The sequence below is a fragment of the Calidifontimicrobium sp. SYSU G02091 genome, assembly GCF_022631395.1.
Taxonomy (GTDB): domain Bacteria; phylum Pseudomonadota; class Gammaproteobacteria; order Burkholderiales; family Burkholderiaceae_C; genus Calidifontimicrobium; species Calidifontimicrobium sediminis.
This window is the reverse complement of sequence record NZ_JALBGB010000026.1, coordinates 18237-35594: the sequence shown is the minus strand read 5'-3', so window position 1 is coordinate 35594 and position 17358 is coordinate 18237. Positions and strand designations below refer to the sequence as shown.

Below are 17358 nucleotides of genomic sequence, written 5' to 3'. Positions count from 1 at the left end.
GCGATGTTAGGGACAAGCGCACACCGCACTTGGTGCCATCGAACCCGTGAACGCTGCGTACGTGCACAAGTTGGCGCAGCCATCCCCCCGCATCTGCGGGGTGAGCCCCGACGAGCCGCCCGCCCCGCGAAAGCCGCGGTGTGTTCAGCGCGCGCCCGCCACGCGCTCGACCGCGTCGACGAACACCTTCGCCGCGTCGAAGCCGGTCTGCTGCGCGATCTCCTGGAAGCCGGTCGGGCTCGTGACGTTGATCTCGGTCAGGCACTCGCCGATCACGTCGAGCCCGGCGAAGAGGATGCCGCGCTGCGCGAGCAGGCGGCCGACGCCGAGCGCGATCTCGCGGTCGCGCGCCGAGATCGGCTGCGCGACGCCCTTGCCGCCCACCGCGAGGTTGCCGCGGATCTCGCTGCCCTGCGGGATGCGCGCGAGGCAGAACGGGATCGGCTCGCCGTCGATCACGATCACGCGCTTGTCGCCATGCACGATCTCGGGCAGGTACTTCTGCGCCATCACGGTGACGGCGCCGTGGCGGTTCAGCGTCTCGGTGATCGCGCCGAGGTTCAGTCCGTCGGGGCCGACGCGGAAGATGCCCATGCCGCCCATGCCGTCGAGCGGCTTCAGGATCACGTCGCGGTGCTCGTCGTGGAACGCGCGGATCGCGTGCGCGTCGCGCGTGACGAGCGTCGGCGCGATGAACTGCGGGAACTCCATCACCGCGAGCTTCTCGGGGTGGTCGCGCAGCGCGCGCGGCTTGTTGACCACCGTCGCGCCCTCGCGCTCGGCCTGCTCGAGCAGGTGCGTCGCATAGAAGTACTCGCTGTCGAACGGCGGGTCCTTGCGCATCAGCACGACGTCGGCGTCGGCCAGCGCCAGCTCGCGCTCCTGCACGACGTCGAACCAGACCTTCGCGTCGCCGGTCAATGTGATCGCGCGCGCGCGCCGCGCCACGACGCGCGAGCCGGTGCGCCAGACGAGGTCGGCCGGCTCGCAGGCCCAGATCACGTGGCCGCGCGATGCGGCCTCGCGCATCATCGCGAACGTGGTGTCCTTGGTGGTCTTGAAGGTCTCGAGCGGGTCGGCGACGAAGAGCAGGTTCACGATCGGCATCCAGTTCGCCGTCATCGGCGCAAGCGCTAGTGTTGCACCGCCAGCGCGACAGCGCTCGGCGAAGCGTCGCCGGTGAGAGCCGCGAGGTGCTGACGCATCTCGGCCGCATACCAACCTGGCGGATGACGGCTTCGCCGCGCGACAGGCGCCACCCTGCACCGGTGGCACGTCCCGCCTGCAAACGGTCTTCGCACGAACGACACAGACGCGACGGGCTCCTGCGTTCGAAGGATGTTCGCCCACACAGACCGCCGAGAACAATGTCCACGCGGTGCAAGGGAGGCGGCATGCGCAGGCAAATCCAGGACCGAAGCGGCGTGGACGACGATCCGACAGACCGCGGCCACACCGCTGCACACGAGGCAGGCCATGGCGGCTGAGCCCACACCGTCGCGCGCCGCGGCTTGGGTGTCCGAAGGGCTCGAGGTGCTGCAAGGCGAGATCGACGCACTCGCACATCGGCGTGGCGATGGCACCCACTTCGACGTGCTGATCGTCGGCAGCGGCTATGGCGGCGCCGTCGCCGCCGACCGCCTCGCCGGGCGCCGGCGGACCGATGGCACGATGCTGACCGTGGCCGTGCTGGAGCGCGGCCGGGAGTATCTGCGCGGCGCGTTTCCGTCCACGTTCGCCGATCTCGCCGGCCACGTGCGCTTCACGCTTCCGCGCGGGGGGCGGGCCCGCGGGCGATTCGAAGGCCTGTTCGACGTGCGCATCGGTACCGACATGTCGGTGCTCGTGGCCAACGGCGTCGGTGGCGGCTCGCTGATCAACGCGGGGGTGATGCTGTTCCCGGATGACGACATCTGGAACGATCCCGCTTGGCCCCCCACGATCGACGTCGCCGACCTGCGGCGCCGCGCCGACCGGCTGCGCCAGGAGCTCGGTGCCCTGAGCGGTGGCCAGCCCAACACCTGGCCGCCACCAGGTCAGCCGATGCCTGCGCGCCCGGCCGCGATGAGACGCCTCGTCAATGCGAACGACGCACAGCCGGCCCCCTTGACGATCGCGACCACCGCCGGCCAGACGTCGTGCGCCGATGTCGCGCTCGACGCCTGCATCGGCTGCGGCGACTGTTTCAGCGGCTGCAACCATGGTGCGAAGGTGTCGCTGGACCTGGGTCTGCTGCGGCGGGCACAACAACACGGCGTGCGCATCGTCGCCGGTGCGACGGTGGCCGCGCTGCGACGCGCGACGGACGGTCCCGGCTGGGAAGTCGACGTGTGGCACACCGACCTCGCGCTGCGCCGGCGCATGGCCGCGCCTCTCGCGGTGCGCGCGCACCAACTGATCCTCGCCGCGGGCAGCCTCGGCTCGACCGAACTGCTGCTGCGCTCTCGGTCGGACCGTCTGCGTCTGTCGTCACTGCTCGGCCGGCGCTTCTCGGGCAACGGCGATGTGCTCGCCGCGCTGTACGACACCGATGCCGAATTCAACGCCGCCGCTGACGAGAGCGTGCGTCCGTCGCAGCGCGGTGTCGGCCCGACGATCACGACGACCTTGAAACTCGCGTCCGACCGGCATGACGATCGAGGCCGCTGCGTCGTGCAGGATCTCGCCGTGCCGGCCCCGCTGCGGCGCGTCATGGAGGAAGTGACCACCACGGCCGCGCTGCTGCACGACCTCGGCCGCAGCCAGCGCCGAGCGGCCCCTCCCGACAGCGACGGCGTCGACCCACTGGCCGTCGACAGCACGCGCCAGCGCCGCAGCACCGTCGTCGCACTGTTCACCCACGATGCGGCCTGCGGCGTGCTGCACCCCGAGCCACCAACCGACGGCCGCGACATCGACGCGGACTTGTGGCTCGACCCCGGGCTGCGCATCGATTGGCCGCAGGCGCGTGACGACCCGCGTGTCCAGCAGGGTCAGGATCTGCTGCAGCAGCGGCTGGACCGCTCCATCGGAGGGCGCGTGCTGCCCAATCCGGTATGGCGCTTGTTGCCCCAGCAGCTGGCCGCGGCCTTGGGTGCCGGCAAGGGTCCGCTCATGACGGTCCACCCGCTGGGCGGCTGCGCGATGGGCAGCTCACGTGACAAGGGCGTCGTCGACGACCTCGGCCGCGTCTTCGACGGCGACCCCGCGCAGCCGCCGACCGCCGTCCACGCCGGCCTGCACGTACTCGACGGCGCGATCGTGGCGCGCTCGCTCGGCGTCAACCCGGCGCTCACGATCGCCGTACTCGCCGACCGTGCGATCGACGGAGTGATCCGCCAGTGGCAGGCCGATGGCTGGCTGGCCGGCAGCACACCTGTCACCGCGCGACCAGCGGACGCAGGCCTCCGCGGCCGCGCCGTGATGCGGCCCGTCTTCTCGCGCGACACCGACGTCGCCCGAACGAGCTCGGCGACCGAGGTACAGATCGTCGAACGGCTGAAAGGCGAGGTCGCACTCGACGGACGACGGTTCCACGCCGAGCTGTCGCTGGCGTACGCCCCCGTCACGCTGCCCGGCCGCAACGCACCTCGCAACGGGTGGACGCTGCCAGTGCAAGCAGACCCATTGCTCAGCCATCTGCGCCTGTTTGCACCGCTGCCGCCACGTGCTGGCGACGCTCCTCGTGTACACGACTTCGAGGAACGCGACCGGATGCGCGCCGCCGGTGGGCGCCTCGTCGAGCCGGACGACGACGAAGCCCTTCTCGTTCTGCCGGTGCGCGCGGGCACGCTGCGCGCACTGCACCGCGAACCTGGCGACACGACACTGCGGCGCCGGCTGCACACCCTGCTCGCCTGGTGGGGCAACCGCGGCGCGCGCGACGCCTGGCAGTCGATCGTCGAAGGGTTGAACGGTGGCCCTGGGGGCGGCGCTGCGGGCTTCCTCGGGTTGCTCACCCGCGCCAGCGAAGTGCGGCGCTTCGACTACGAACTGCAGCTCGACGTTGGCGAGGTAGCAGCTCGCAAGCTGCGGGATCTCGGCCTGAACTGCCCGGACGCTGGCACGTGGACGCTGCGCGGGCACAAACGGCTGGCCTACGAGCGCCGCGCCAGCCCGTGGCGGCAGCTGATGCGCATGCGCGTCGACGCGTTCGGCCCGTGCCGTCTCGACGCAGGATGTGCGCTCGACGTCGACCCGATGTACTTCGCGATGCTGCGCCAGCCGCTGCTGCGCATCTCGCGGCAGCAGAACCTGCCGACGGCCTATGCCGACCTGGCGTCGTTCGCGCTGTATCTGCTGCGCGTGCTCGTCAGCATCCACCTGTGGTCGTTCCGCAAGCCCGACACACCCCCCCCTGGAGCACCACTGCGACAACCGCAGCGGCTGCCCGGTGAGCTGCCGGACCTGCCAGCACCACGGGTGTTCGAGCTCGACCCGGGCGACGCCAAAGGCGGCCTGCTGCGCCTGACGCGCTACCCGGTGCCGGCGCGCGACGCCGCACACGTGCCGGTCCTGATGATCCACGGCTACAGCGCCAGCGGCACCACGTTTGCGCACGAAGCGCTGGCGCCCAGCCTGGCGCAGACGCTGTGGCACGACGGGCGCGAACCCTGGGTGCTGGACCTGCGCACCAGCGCCGGCATGCCGACCGCGCGCCACCCGTGGACCTTCGAGGAGATCGCCGAGGCCGACATCCCGACCGCCGTCGAGTTCGTCTGCCGCGCCGCGGCGTGTGAGCGCATCGACATCGTCAGCCACTGTATGGGCTCGGCGATGCTGGCGATGGCGGTACTCGGCCCGGAGCACGTCGCCGCGCGCGTCGTGCCACGCATACGGCGCTGGGTGATGTCGCAGATCACGCCGGCGATGCTCTTCTCGTCGGACAACATGCTCCGCGCGTACCTGCTCAGCCATGCACTGCACCTGCTGCCGCAGCTCGACTACCCGATCGGCCGCACCGGTGCAGCGGGCCATGTCGACGTGTTCGACCGCTTCCTGTCGGCGCTGCCCTATCTCGGCGATGGCCCCGACAGCGAGTTCGATGTCGAGAACCCGCCCCCGCGGCGGTTCTGGCAGTGCACGCCGTGGGTGCGCACGCGGCACCGGCTCGACGCGCTGTTCGGCCGCGTGTTCGACGCGAGGCGCGTACCACCACAGGTGCTCGAACGCATCGACGACTTCTTCGGCGAGATCCACCTCGCCACCGCGATGCAGACACTGCTGTTCGCGCGCCACGGCTTCGTCGGCGACTGGCGCCACGGCCCCGAGGCATACCGCCGCCACGCCCTGCGGCAGGGCGGCCTCGAACGGCTGCCGATGCCGATCCTCACGCTGCACAGCCGTGACAACGGGCTGGCGCACTGGGCCACGGCGTTCGAGGTGCGCCGTCAGGCCGCTGCCGGCACCTGGCCCGCGACGCGGTGGCGCAGTCTGATGGTCGAGGGCGCGGGTCACCAGGACCTCTTCATCGGCGACGCGACCAGCGAGGTCGGCCGTGCGATCGTCGCGTTTTTCAACGAGTAGGAATCAAGCGCATGACTCGCTGGACGGCAGCCATTCCGCAAGCACTGCATCGACGTGCCGATCGCGAGTTCTTCGCACGGCACGACCAGGAGCCGCTGGCGCTGGCGCTGGTGCCCCTGCGGCGTACTGTGGGCGGCGACTGGACGCTGATCGACGGAGTCGGCAACCCGGTCGAGCCGAACTCCATGGACTGGGTGGGAACGGTGGAGATACGCCGGCCGGGCGCAGCCGCAGGGCGTGGGATATACACGGGCACCCAGTGGCTGTGGACGGCCCGGGTCGATCAGTTCCTGGTCGACCCGCCCTCACCGGGTGCGGCGCTCGTGCTGTGGTTGCTCCGCGACCGGCCGGACGACACGCTTTACAGGATGGCTGCACCGGCGACATTCGGTGTCAGTCCCGTGACTGCCGCCAGCTCGGCGGTCCAAGCATCCTCGGATGACGACACCCCGCTCCACGCCGCCATCCGCGGGGCAGTCGGTGAACGTGAGAAATTCAAGGCGCTGTTGGCCGCCGCCTTGCTGACCTGGCCATGACGACGACACCGCTGCGGCTGCTGCTCGCCGCCTGTCAGTACCCCGCGGGCGTGCTCGACCGCACGCCGGTGCCGACCTTGCGCTGGAAGCACCCACTGACGGACCGCCCTCCTGCAGCCGGACCGGCCGACGCGACGCGCGAGGCGATGCAACGCTGGGCAAGCATGCACGGCACGCCCGACGCCTACCTGTGGGCCGGCGACTGGATCTACATCGACGCCACGGCCGGTTTGTTCGATCCCCTGTCGCACGAGGACGGACGTTCACCGCGCTCGCGCGCCGCGATCCTCGACAGCGCCTATGCCGATGCCGACCGCTCGCCAGTCAAACTGCCCGGCCGCTGGTTGCGGTCCGTCGACGACCACGAGATCGACGACAACTGGGAGCCGTCGGCACACGCGAAGCGCCGCACCGCACTGCACATACTGAGGCAGACGGGCCGTGACGCCTACCTGCGCTCGTCGGCCGCGGACCACCGCCCGGCCGGAACGAACACGCTGTGGTTCACCGACCGACTGGGTGACGTACCCGTATTCGTCGCCGACACACGCACCGAACGCGAGTGCCGCGAACCCGCATCGGCCCTCGAGCGCGCCCGCATCATGAGCGACATGCAATGGCAGGCGCTGTCCAATACGCTCGCCGAAGCGGCGAGGTCGGGCTCGACGCCGCTCGTGCTGTGCGGCTCGATCCTGCTGCCACGACGGCTCACGACGGCGCAGCATCCACGCGGCGCGCTGCGCAGCGACGCGTGGGACGGCTACCCGGCGTCGTTTCACGACCTGCTGGCGACGCTGGCCGAACTCTGCGTGCCGGGTTGTCTGTTCCTGTCGGGCGACGAACACCTTGCGTGTGCCGTCGAGGCCCGCGTCGAGCGCACCGACGATCCGGCGCGCAGTGCCGCGTTCTGGTCGGTGCACGCAGGCGCCGCGTACGCGCCGTACCCGTTCGCCAATGGCCGTCCCGAGCACTTCGCCGACGAGAGCGGTTTCGAGTTCGGTTCAGCCGTCTGCGGCTTGCCTCGGCGCTATCGCTGCACACTGACCACCGTGTTCGGACCGATCGACAGCGACGGGTTCATTAGCGTCGAGCTCACCCCACGGCGCAGCGCTGCGGTACCGGCACCGCGCCCGCGCGTGGTGTGGCACGCGGCGTATCCCCCTGCAAGCTACCCGCTGATGTCGCCGGCCGGCTTCGGCGTGCGCTCGAGCACCGCCTGACGCAAGGCGAGCGCGAGCTCGTCGCCATCCAGCGGCTTGTGCAGCACGGGCAGCCCCGTCGCCACCGCGTCGACGATGCGATCGGGCGCGGTGTCACCGGTGACGATCAGCGCAGGCACCTCGACGGCCATCGCCTGGCGCACCGCGCGCACGGCGTCGGCGCCGGTCACGCCGGCGGCCAGGCGGAAGTCGGTCACGACGACGTCGGGCCTCACGCCATCGCGAAGCACCCGCAGCGCCTGTGCGACGTCACGCGCGGTGTGCACGGCCCAGCCGCGCCCCACCAGCAGCGTCGTCATGTCGTCGAGCAACGCGGGATCGTCGTCGATCACGAGCACGGACGCACCGTCGCCATCGCTCGCAGCCGGAACGGCCGCACCGGATGGCATCCCGGGCGATGGCCCCACCGCCGGCGGCAGCGACAGCGTGAAGCGACAGCCGCGGCCGACGTCGCTGTCGAGCGCGACGTCGATGTCGAGCAGCTGCGCCAGACGTTGGACGATCGAAAGCCCCAGCCCCAAACCGCGCGCGCGATCACGCGACGGATTGTCGAGCTGATAGAACTCCTCGAACACCCGCTCGTGCTCGGCGCGCGGGATGCCGCAACCGGTGTCGTAGACGAGCAGCCGTGCACGCCCCGCCGGCGCAGCCGGCGGCAGGACGCGCACGCCGACCTCGCCCCGCGACGTGAACTTGATCGCGTTGCCGACCAGATTGCCGACGATGCGCTCGAGCAGGACCGGGTCGGTCCAAGCCTCGGCCCGCGCGACGCCGGTGTCCAGGCGCCACGCGAGACCGGCGTCGCGCGCTGCGGCCTCGAACGGCGGGGCGATGGCCGCGACGAAGGGGCCGAGCTCGATGGCCTGCCGGCGCACGTCGACCTGACCGGCTTCCAGCCGCGAGAAATCGACCAGCTGGTCGAGCAGGCCGCGGCATTGGACGAGGCTGCGCCGCATGCCCGACTCGATGCGCTCGAGGTACGAATCGTCGATGCGACGCACGACGTCGCCGAGCGCCGAGGCGTTCAAGCTCAGCGCGAACAGCGGCTGGCGCAGGTCGTGGCTGACCGACGCCAGCACGCGTGTCTTCGCGGCACTGGCTTCGGTGACGCGGTCGCGCTCGGCGCGCAACGCCTCGCCGGCGCGCTCGAGCGCGGCATTGGCGGCACGGACGCGATCGCGCTCCTGCTCGAGCTCGCTGGCATACGACAGCAGCGCCTCGCTCTGCGCGCCGAGCTCGCGCACGTAGCCCGCGAGCACACGCAGCAGATAAGCCGTCAGTGCCGCGATGAGCAGCCCTTCCCAGGTTCCTTGGGCCGCCCAGCCGACGACGACGGCGCCGAGCGCGGGCAGCCCCCAGGCCAGCATGACCCGCGGCTCGCCGCCGCACGTGGCCACGGCGCCCGCCGCGAGGCCGAGTACGACCATCGTGACCAAGATCTCGGTCTCGGCGTCGCCGATCCAGAACGCGAGGGCGACGACGACGGCACGCACGACGCCGATCCCCACCGACCAGCGCACGAGGCGCCGCAGGCCGTCCTGCGCCGATCCGACGTCGTGGCGTGCCATCTCGCGCACGACGCGCCGCCGGGCATGCTGCACGGCTTCCATCGTCGCCCACCACGCGAGCGCCGGTCCCCACAGGTCGTGCCGCCCGACGAGCCAGGCCAGCAGCGCATTGGCGGCCAGGATCGGCAGGCCTGCGCGCTGCACCTCGCGGGCGATGCTCGCGACGCGCTGACCGGCGATGCGATCGGCGAGTGTGGGAACCGTCGTCGCCACGCGACCCGTGCTAGTCGATGCGCGCGCCCTGGCGTGCGGCAAGCGACACCGCCTCGGCACGACCGTTGACCCCCAGCCGCCGGTACAGCTCGGCCACGTGAGTCTTGACCGTCGCCACGCCGATGTCGAGCTGGCGCGCGATGACCTTGTCGCTGGCGCCGCGCAGCAGCACGCGCAGCACCGCGAGCTGCCGCGGCGTCAACTGTGGGAAGCACTCGGCGAGGTCGCGTCCGCGCCATGGAGGGCGCACCGACGGCGACGGCGACGCGGCCACCGGAAGATGCCCCGGCAGGTAGATGCCGCCGTGCATCACGATGTCGATCGCTTCGCGCATCGAGTCGAAGCTGGCGGCGTTCTTGCGCAGGAAGCCGCACGCGCCCAGCTCGAGCGCCTGCGCGACGACGCAGGTGCTGTCGTCGCCGGACATCACGACGATGCGCGCGTGCGGGCAGACGTTACGCAGCGCGGTGAAGCAGCGTGCCGCCGCATCAGCGCCGAGCCACCAGTCGAGCAGCACCAGCTGTGGCTGCCACTGCACCGCCAGATCTAGGGCCGTGGCCTCGTCGGCCGCCACGTCGACATCGAGGTCGCGGTGCCTGGCTTCGATCGCCAGCCTCAGCGCGTCGAGCAGCAGCCTGTCGTTGTCCACCAGAAGCACGCGCATCGCCATGGACCCCCGGTCGGCGTGTCGCCCCAAGGTGGATGCGACACGGCATGCCCCTCGACTCTACTGGAGGCGAGGCCGCCGGGGGTCATGCGAACGAAGGACACCCCCATCCGCCGCAAGGCGGGCGACGCCCTTACGTCGGAGACCTACCTTCCGCAGTGTCGACACGCGGACGAACCCCGCCCGCTTCGCCAGAGGGAGACACCGGCGATGACTTTGCACGAGCGCGCAGACGATCGAGCCACAGGCGGCAGCGTCCGCGACGGCGCCGACGGGGCACCGGCCGCCACGGCCACTGCGGCGACGTCGACGGATCTCACCCAGGCGCTGGCGCGGTGGTTGTTCGACCGCATCGACGTGGGCGCGCTGTGGCTTGGCGACGAGGGGGTCGTGGGGCTGGCCAACGCCGCGGCACTCGAGGCACTGAGCGATCACCCGGTTCTCGCATTGCAGGCCGGTCGGCTCACCGCACGTCGGGAGGCGGACCGGCAGCAGCTCAGGCGCGCCATGACGCACGCCGTCGAGCACGGCGGCGCCATCCTGATGCGGCTGGGCGCGTGCGCCGAAGCGGGTCACCTCGTGCTGCAGGCGCTCGAGCGGCATGGCGGCCGGGCGTCGTGGGTGTGCCTGCTGCCGCGGCCCCGGCCGGCGAGCCGGCTCGCGGTGCGGCTGTTTGCGCAGGACTGTGCACTGACGGCCGCCGAATCGGAGGTGCTGTGGCGCCTGTGCGAGGGTCACCGTCCCCGCGAGATCGCCGCGCTACAGGGCGTCGCCGCGTCGACGGTGCGCACGCAGATCCGCGCGGTACGCGCGAAGACGGGGTGCCCCACGATTCGCGCCCTGATCGAGTCGCTCGCGCGCCTGCCGCCGCTGCACGGGACCGATCCAGACATCGCCCGCACCCTCGCGACAGGACGCACCACCGGCAACGCCCCCCGGGCGTGGCGACACCCCATCCATGCGACCGTCAGCGCGTCGTTCCCCGCGGGACCGACGCCAACACCGCCAACGACTCCGGCCCACGCTTTGCCACGAGGAGTCGCGGTCCCCTGAAGGTCTGTGCGCGTGGTCCCGCAGACCTTCTCAACCCGAGGAGATACCCGATGAGCTCTTCAGTCTCATGTCCCTGGCGATCGGCGCCATGGCGGCTCGTGACTTCGTTGACCGCGGCCGGTGCGCTTGCGCTGGCCCTGCAAGCGTGCGGCAGCGGTGGCGGTGACGACGCACCGACCGTGGTCCCGACGACGTCGATCGAGGGAACGGTCGCGGTCGGCGCCGCCGTGCCCGGCGCCCTGATCACCGTCAGCGACGCCGATCCGACGACGCCCGACGTCACCGGCACGGCCGACGCCAGCGGCAATTACGCGATCGACGTGTCGTCGCAGCGCCCGCCGCTGCTCGTGACGGCCCGCGGCGCGGTCCATGGCGAACCCGTGCGCGTGGTCGCCGTCGTGCCGACGCTATCGGCAGGCACCGATCTGACCGTCAACGTCACACCGCTGACGACGGCGATCGCCGCGCTCGTCGCCCCGGCCGGCGACGTCGACGCGCTGGCCAGCCCGGGCACGCTCGCTGCCGTCGCCGCGGCAGACGTTGGCAACGCGACGGCGCTGGTGGTCAACACGCTGCGCTCGAACCCGGCGTTCGACGCAGCACTCGGCACCGGATTCGACCCCCTGACGACGCCCTTCGTCGCGGACGGCACCGGCATCGACGCGGTACTCGACCAGGTGCAGGTCCAGGTCGCGGCCACCGGCGTGACGATCACCAACTTGACGGCGGCACTCGACGACGACAGCGGCCCACCGCCTCCGGCGGTGCTGACGGCGCAGCAGCTGAGCGACCCCGCGAACGCGCCCACGCTGCCAGCGAGCGTGCCGACGACGGATCTGCCGACACCCGTTGAAATGCTCGCGCTGGCGAAGAAGATCGAAGACTGCCTGGCCCTGCCGCTGGCGCAACGCGTCACGCTGGACGCGAACAACGAGGTCACGAGCGTCTCGCCGGCGTGCAGCTTCGCGCCGCCCGACTGGAAGGCCGACGGCGGCAACTGGGCCGAGCGCGTGGGCACCAACCTGCTGCGTTACGCGCACAACACGGGCGCCAAGGTCGGGCAGCCGACGATCGCCGCGGTCTTCGAGCCGCCGAACGCCAGCGGCACGACGTTCCAGCACCCGTCCTGCAACACGCAGCGCTGCGTCGTGATGAACGTGCCGCTCGTCACCGCATCGGGCCGACCTTTGACCACGTTCTGGCAGCTCGGAAAGTTGGCTGGGCAGTGGGACTACGTCGGCAACCAGCTGCCGTACGCGATGGGTGTCGAGATGCGGCTCTACAGGTACATCGCCGTCAACTCGGCGCTCGCGGCGCAGGATCCGTCCAACTACTACCGGCAGGACCGGCTCGAGGCGACGATCCGACTGAACTTCAACCCGGCAGCGAGCGCCAATGCGAACACGCCGAACATCCGTGCCGTCGTCTGGAAAGGCCCCGGGCTGCCGGCCGCCGGCGTCGTCACGCACCGGTCGCAGCGCTGCGGCACCGAGGACCGCTTCCCGATCACGAACCAAGAGGGCCTGCTGACGGTCAACAACTCGTCGCAGGTCCAGTTCTGGAACAACGGCGGCGGCATCGACTTCATCGTCGATGCGGCCCGGCCTGACGGTGCGCCGCTGGCGTTGCCGACGCCAACGTCGAACTGGGCGAGTACCGCCGCGCCCGCCAACCAGAACGTGCGCAGCGCGCCTTTCAGCGGCAGCATCCCGGCCTGGTCGACGTACCGCGCCGAGATCTACACGTTCGCGAACACGACGGCCACGCCGGACGAAGTGATCGTCGTGCGCAACGCGACGCCCTTCGAGCCGGCCGCTGCCGGCGCGGCCAAGAGCTGGCCGACGCTGCCGCAAAGCTACATCGACCAGTACTTGAAGCCCACCGGAGCGAAGACCGGCTCGCTCACGAGCCTCGATGAGGCGATAGCCTGGACCAACCCCGCCGACGGCTACGTCAGCTGGGGCTACCTGTTCGGCCAGAACCGAGTCACGGCCACCAACAGCGAGAGCGAGACCAACCCCTATTGGAAACGCGGGCTGATGGTGTTCCGCCCGCAAACGTTCGGTGACCAGACCGTCACGCCGGCCTACGACTGGGGCGGCATCGGATCGGGCACGGCGTTGTCGCCCTCGACGGCCTCGGTCGGGAGCAACCCGAACCCGCGCTGCACCACGCCCGAGATCGTCGCGCTCGACACCGACGCCACGACGTACCGCGAGGCCGGTCTGCAGTTCCGCGGCGCCGACCGCAAGCTGTACCAGGCGTCGTACTTCTGGACGAACCAGTAAGCCGCGCGGCGGTTCATGAGCGCACGGCGGCGCCTCGCGGGCGCCGCCGTGCGCGCTCGCTCGCGAGCGTCTCGGCGCCCGTGCCGCACCGGGCCTCTCAGATTTGGATCTTGGCCCCCAGCTCGACGACGCGCGTCGGCGGCAGCGACAGGAAGTCGGCCACGCGCGCCGCGTTGCGGTGCATCGCGGCGAAGAGCTTTTCGCGCCACAGTGCCATGCCGCGCGCGAACGTCGGCACGACGATGTCGCGCGACAGGAAGTAGCTGGTGTCCATCTCGTCGAGCGGCACGCCGCGGTCGCACAGCAGCGCCAGCGCAGCCGGCACGTCGGGGTCGTTCTTGAAGCCGTAGTTCAGCGTGACCTGCCAGCAGTCGTGGCCGAGCGGCTGCATCTGCACGCGCTTGTCGAAGCCGATCCACGGCACCTCGTGGTGGCGCACCGTGACGAACAGGTTGTACTCGTGCAGCACCTTGTTGTGCTTGAGGTTGTGCATCAGCGCGTTCGGCGCCAGCCCCTCCTCGGCGGTCAGGAACACCGCGGTGCCGGGCACGCGCGCGGGCGGCGAGACGAACACGGCGTCGAGGAAGCCGCGCAGGTCGATCGCGTCGTCGCGCAGCCGCTCGGCCATCAGCGCGCGGCCCTGCAGCCAGGTCAGCATCAGCGTGAACATGCCCAGGCCGATGACGAGCGGGAACCAGCCGCCGGCGAACAGCTTGAGCAGGTTCGACGCGAAGAAGGTGACGTCGATGACGAAGAACACGCCCGTCGCACCGAGGCACAGCGCCAGCGGGTACTTCCAGCCGTAGCGCAGCACGAAGAAGGTCATCACGGTGGTGATCGTCATGTCCAGCGTCACCGCGATGCCGTACGCCGCGGCGAGCCTCGACGAGCTGCCGAAGAAGACGACGGCCAGCACGATCAGCACATACAGGCCCCAGTTGACGAACGGCACGTAGATCTGCCCCGTCTCGCGCACCGAGGTGTGCAGCAGCCGCATGCGCGGCAGCAGCCCCATCTGCACCGCCTGCTTGGTCACCGAGAACGCCGCCGTGATCAGCGCCTGCGACGCGATCACGGTCGCCGCGGTCGCGAGGAACACCAGCGGCAGCCGCGCCCACTCGGGCGCGAGGCGGTAGAACGGGTTGTCGATCGCCTGCGGCTGCGCGAGCAGCAGCGCGCCCTGGCCGAAGTAGTTGATCACGAGCGCCGGCATCACGAGGCCGTACCACGCGAGCCGGATCGGCACCCGGCCGAAGTGGCCGAGATCGGCGTACAGCGCCTCGCCCCCGGTGACGGTCAGCACGACGGCGCCGAGCACGACGAAGGCCACCAGCGGCTCCTCGGCAATGAAGCCCAGCGCGTACGCCGGGTTCAGCGCCGCGAGCACCGACGGGTTGTCGGCCACCTGCGGTGCGCCGAGCGCGATCAGCACGACGAACCACACCAGCGTGACCGGCCCGAAGAAGCGGCCGATGCCGCCGGTGCCGAAGCGCTGCACCGCGAACAGCGCCGTCAGCACGACGAGCGTGACGGGCACGACGAATTCGTGCAGTGCCGGCGCCGCCACTTCGAGCCCCTCGACGGCCGACAGCACCGAGATCGCCGGCGTGATGACGCCGTCGCCGTAGAACACCGCGGTCCCGAACATGCCGACCATCAGCAGCGCGCGCCGCAGCCGCGGCCGGTCGGCCACCGCGCTGGTGGCCAGCGCGAGCATTGCGATCAGCCCGCCCTCGCCGTGGTTGTCGGCGCGCAGGATCAGCAGCACGTACTTGATCGAGACGATGACCGTCATCGTCCAGAAGACGAGCGACAGCACACCGAGCACGTGCTCCGGCGTCACCGGCACGCGCCCGGCGTGGAACACCTCCTTCAGCGCGTACAGCGGGCTGGTGCCGATGTCGCCGTAGACGACGCCCAGCGCGCCGAGCGTCAGTCCCGCCAGCGCCCCGAAGCGTGCCGGCGATGGCGCAGACGACGGGGAAGCGGTCATCCACACATTCTGCACGCCGCCTGCGCGCCGCGGCGGCGCCGCGTGCGCGAGACAATGGATTGATGAACGTCGTGCGTGGCGCCGTCTTCGTGCTCGGCCTGGTGACGGCCATGGCGTGCCGCGCCGCCGGCGTCGAGCTCGAGGCGATGACGTGGACCGAAGTGCGCGATGCCGTGCGTGCCGGGCGCACGACCGTCATCGTGCCGATCGGCGGCACCGAGCAGGGCGGGCCCCACCTCGCGCTGGGCAAGCACAACGTGCGCGTGCGGCTGCTGGCGCACCGCATCGTGGCGCGGCTCGGCGACGCGCTGGTCGCCCCGGTGCTGCCCTACGTGCCGGAAGGCCGCATCGACCCGCCGCAGGGCCACATGCGCTTTGCCGGCACGCTGTCGGTGCCGGAAGCAGCCTTCATCGCCGTCGTCGAAGGGGCCGCGCGCAGCCTGCAGCGCGCCGGTTTCGTCGACATCGTGCTCATCGGCGACCACGGCGACTACCAGGCGCTGCTGGCGGCACTGGCGCGCCGGCTCGACCGTGAGTGGGCCGCCACGCCGGTGCGGGTGCACCACGTCGAGGCCTACTACCGCACCGCGCAGACCGCGTTCGCGCGCACGCTGCGCGAGCACGGCCTGACGCCGGCGCAGATCGGCGGGCACGCCGGCGCCGCCGACACGGCGCTCGCGCTGGCCCTCGACCCGTCGCTGGTGCGCCCCGACCAGCTCGGTGCCGCCGCCGCACAGGGCGCGGCGGTCGGCGTCTCGGGCGACCCGCGCGCCGCGACGGCGGCGCTGGGGCAGCTCGGCGCCGAGGCCATCGTCGCAGCGACCGTCGACGCGATCCGGCAGGCACGCCAGCGGCCCCTCGTCGCGGCGCGGGATTGAGTCGCCTCCGGCCGCCGCCGGTCAACCGACCGCGGGCCCCGCGGGTTAACGGGACAGGGCCCATCCGAAAACGAAGCGAAAACGAAGTGCCGCCAGGCACGAGGGAGGTTGCTTGACCCGTCGTCGTTCCACCGTGCTCGCCACGGCCCTGTCCGCGGCCGCTGCGGCGCTCGCCGTCTCGGCGACGCTGCACCACGCGTCGCCCGCCGCGCTGGCGAGTCCGCCGGCAGCCCCCGCGGTCGCTGCCGTCCCCGGGATGCCGCCGGTGCCGGACCCGGCCAACGTCTACAGCGAGACCGCCGCCGGCAAGTTCAGCCCTGCAGTGGCCGGCGCACTCGAGCGCGTCTACGTGCCCAACCGCGCGGCGAACACGGTGTCGGTCATCGATCCGGCGACGCTGAAGGTCGTCGACACGTTCAGGGTCGGCGTGCACCCGCAGCACGTCGTGCCGTCGTACGACCTGAAGACGCTGTGGGTCGCCAACAACGCCGAGGGCCGCACCGACGGCAGCCTGACGCCGATCGACCCGCGCACCGGCAAGCCTGGCAAGGCCATCCCGGTCGACGACCCGTACAACCTGTACTGGTCGCCCGACGGCCGGTACGCGATCGTCGTCGCCGAGGCGTACAAGCGGCTCGACTTCCGCGACGTCGCGACGATGCAGCTCGCGTACTCGATCGAGACGCCCGACTGCGACGGCATCAATCACGCCGACTTCTCGCTCGACGGGCGCTACGCGCTGTTCACCTGCGAGTTCGGCGGCGCGGTGACGAAGATCGACCTCGTCGGGCGCAAGGTGCTGGGCACGCTCAAGCTCAGCCGCTACTTCGACCGCCCCGACGTGCAGGCGCTGCTCGCGGCGCCAGGCCGCAAGCCGAAGAAGATCCCCGACCCGGCGCTGGCCGGCCAGCAGATCTGCACGACGCCGGGGATGCCGCAGGACGTGCGCATCACGCCCGACGGGCGGCTGTTCCTGATCGCCGACATGATGGCCGACGGCGTGCACGTCGTCGACGGCGAGTCGTTCACGCAGGTCGGCTTCATCCCCACCGGCATCGGCGCGCACGGCCTGTACCCGAGCCGCGACGGCCGGCGCATCTACGTCGCCAACCGCGGCTCGAACCAGATCCGCGGCAAGCCGCGGGGCCCGGGCAGCGTGTCGGTGATCGACTTCGCGACGCTGCGCGTCGTCGCGCAGTGGCCGATCCCCGGCGGCGGCAGCCCCGACATGGGCAACGTCAGCGCCGACGGACGCCACCTGTGGCTGTCGGGACGCTACGACGACGTGGTCTACCGCATCGACACGGCCAGCGGCGCCGTCGACAAGGTCAAGGTCGGGCGCGAACCGCACGGCCTGACGGTGTGGCCGCAGCCCGGGCGCTACAACCTGGGCCACACGGGGAACCTGCGCTGAGCGCAGGTCGCGCGGCGGCCTCG

Annotated in this window: 11 protein-coding genes; 7 read left to right on the top strand and 4 right to left on the bottom strand. The window is 71.2% G+C overall.

Annotated elements, in window-relative coordinates; all coding sequences use genetic code 11:
• Positions 1-144 precede the first annotated feature (144 nt).
• Positions 145-1098, bottom strand: a complete 954-nt coding sequence (gene gshB / locus MOJ79_RS14755) for a glutathione synthase (RefSeq protein WP_241924844.1) — start codon at positions 1096-1098, stop codon at positions 145-147.
• 378 nt (positions 1099-1476) lie between these two features.
• Here gshB and MOJ79_RS14750 point away from each other — a divergent pair, with 378 nt between their 5' ends.
• Genes MOJ79_RS14750 through MOJ79_RS14740 form a run of 3 tightly spaced genes read left to right on the top strand, consistent with a single transcriptional unit; the run spans position 1477 to position 7261 of the window.
• Positions 1477-5505, top strand: coding sequence for a GMC oxidoreductase (locus tag MOJ79_RS14750; protein ID WP_241924832.1), 4029 nt, complete (start codon positions 1477-1479; stop codon positions 5503-5505).
• An 11-nt stretch (positions 5506-5516) separates the two neighbouring features.
• Positions 5517-6041, top strand: a complete 525-nt coding sequence (locus MOJ79_RS14745; RefSeq protein ID WP_241924831.1) for a hypothetical protein — start codon at positions 5517-5519, stop codon at positions 6039-6041.
• A gap of 50 nt (positions 6042-6091) precedes the next feature.
• Positions 6092-7261 carry an alkaline phosphatase D family protein gene (locus MOJ79_RS14740; protein ID WP_241924830.1) on the top strand — a complete coding sequence of 390 codons (1170 nt, stop codon included), beginning with the start codon at positions 6092-6094 and terminating at the stop codon, positions 7259-7261.
• On the opposite strand, the gene MOJ79_RS14735 is transcribed toward MOJ79_RS14740, so the two are convergent.
• Both MOJ79_RS14735 and MOJ79_RS14730 read right to left on the bottom strand, forming a co-directional pair.
• On the bottom strand, positions 7210-9042 hold the full coding sequence (locus tag MOJ79_RS14735) for an ATP-binding response regulator (RefSeq protein ID WP_241924829.1): 1833 nt from the start codon (positions 9040-9042) through the stop codon (positions 7210-7212). The two genes, MOJ79_RS14740 and MOJ79_RS14735, sit on opposite strands and share 52 nt — an antisense overlap.
• A gap of 10 nt (positions 9043-9052) precedes the next feature.
• Entirely contained in the window at positions 9053-9712 is a 660-nt protein-coding gene (locus tag MOJ79_RS14730; protein ID WP_241924828.1) for a LuxR C-terminal-related transcriptional regulator, read from the bottom strand.
• 207 nt (positions 9713-9919) lie between these two features.
• Between MOJ79_RS14730 and MOJ79_RS14725 the strand changes: the two genes are divergently transcribed.
• Both MOJ79_RS14725 and MOJ79_RS14720 read left to right on the top strand, forming a co-directional pair.
• A complete protein-coding gene (locus MOJ79_RS14725) occupies positions 9920-10762 on the top strand; it encodes a helix-turn-helix transcriptional regulator (protein WP_241924827.1) in 843 nt (280 codons plus the stop codon).
• 179 nt (positions 10763-10941) lie between these two features.
• Complete coding sequence (locus tag MOJ79_RS14720; protein WP_241924826.1) at positions 10942-13050, top strand: carboxypeptidase-like regulatory domain-containing protein; 2109 nt, start codon at positions 10942-10944, stop codon at positions 13048-13050.
• 97 nt (positions 13051-13147) lie between these two features.
• Here the strand turns inward: MOJ79_RS14720 and MOJ79_RS14715 are convergent, their stop codons facing one another.
• Entirely contained in the window at positions 13148-15043 is a 1896-nt protein-coding gene (locus tag MOJ79_RS14715) for a potassium transporter Kup (protein WP_241924825.1), read from the bottom strand.
• A gap of 62 nt (positions 15044-15105) precedes the next feature.
• Here MOJ79_RS14715 and MOJ79_RS14710 point away from each other — a divergent pair, with 62 nt between their 5' ends.
• A complete protein-coding gene (locus tag MOJ79_RS14710) occupies positions 15106-15921 on the top strand; it encodes a creatininase family protein (RefSeq protein ID WP_241924824.1) in 816 nt (271 codons plus the stop codon).
• 112 nt (positions 15922-16033) lie between these two features.
• Positions 16034-17335, top strand: a complete 1302-nt coding sequence (locus MOJ79_RS14705; RefSeq protein ID WP_442863130.1) for a YVTN family beta-propeller repeat protein — start codon at positions 16034-16036, stop codon at positions 17333-17335.
• The last annotated feature ends 23 nt before the right edge of the window (positions 17336-17358 follow it).

Excerpts from the sequence above, each read along its gene's own strand:
- MOJ79_RS14725 (WP_241924827.1), top strand. The coding sequence starts at position 9,920 with ATGACTTTGCACGAGCGCGCAGACGATCGAGCCACAGGCGGCAGCGTC.
- MOJ79_RS14745 (WP_241924831.1), top strand. The coding sequence starts at position 5,517 with ATGACTCGCTGGACGGCAGCCATTCCGCAAGCACTGCATCGACGTGCC.
- MOJ79_RS14750 (WP_241924832.1), top strand. The coding sequence starts at position 1,477 with ATGGCGGCTGAGCCCACACCGTCGCGCGCCGCGGCTTGGGTGTCCGAA.
- MOJ79_RS14730 (WP_241924828.1), bottom strand. The coding sequence starts at position 9,712 with ATGGCGATGCGCGTGCTTCTGGTGGACAACGACAGGCTGCTGCTCGAC.
- MOJ79_RS14715 (WP_241924825.1), bottom strand. The coding sequence starts at position 15,043 with ATGACCGCTTCCCCGTCGTCTGCGCCATCGCCGGCACGCTTCGGGGCG.
- MOJ79_RS14710 (WP_241924824.1), top strand. The coding sequence starts at position 15,106 with ATGAACGTCGTGCGTGGCGCCGTCTTCGTGCTCGGCCTGGTGACGGCC.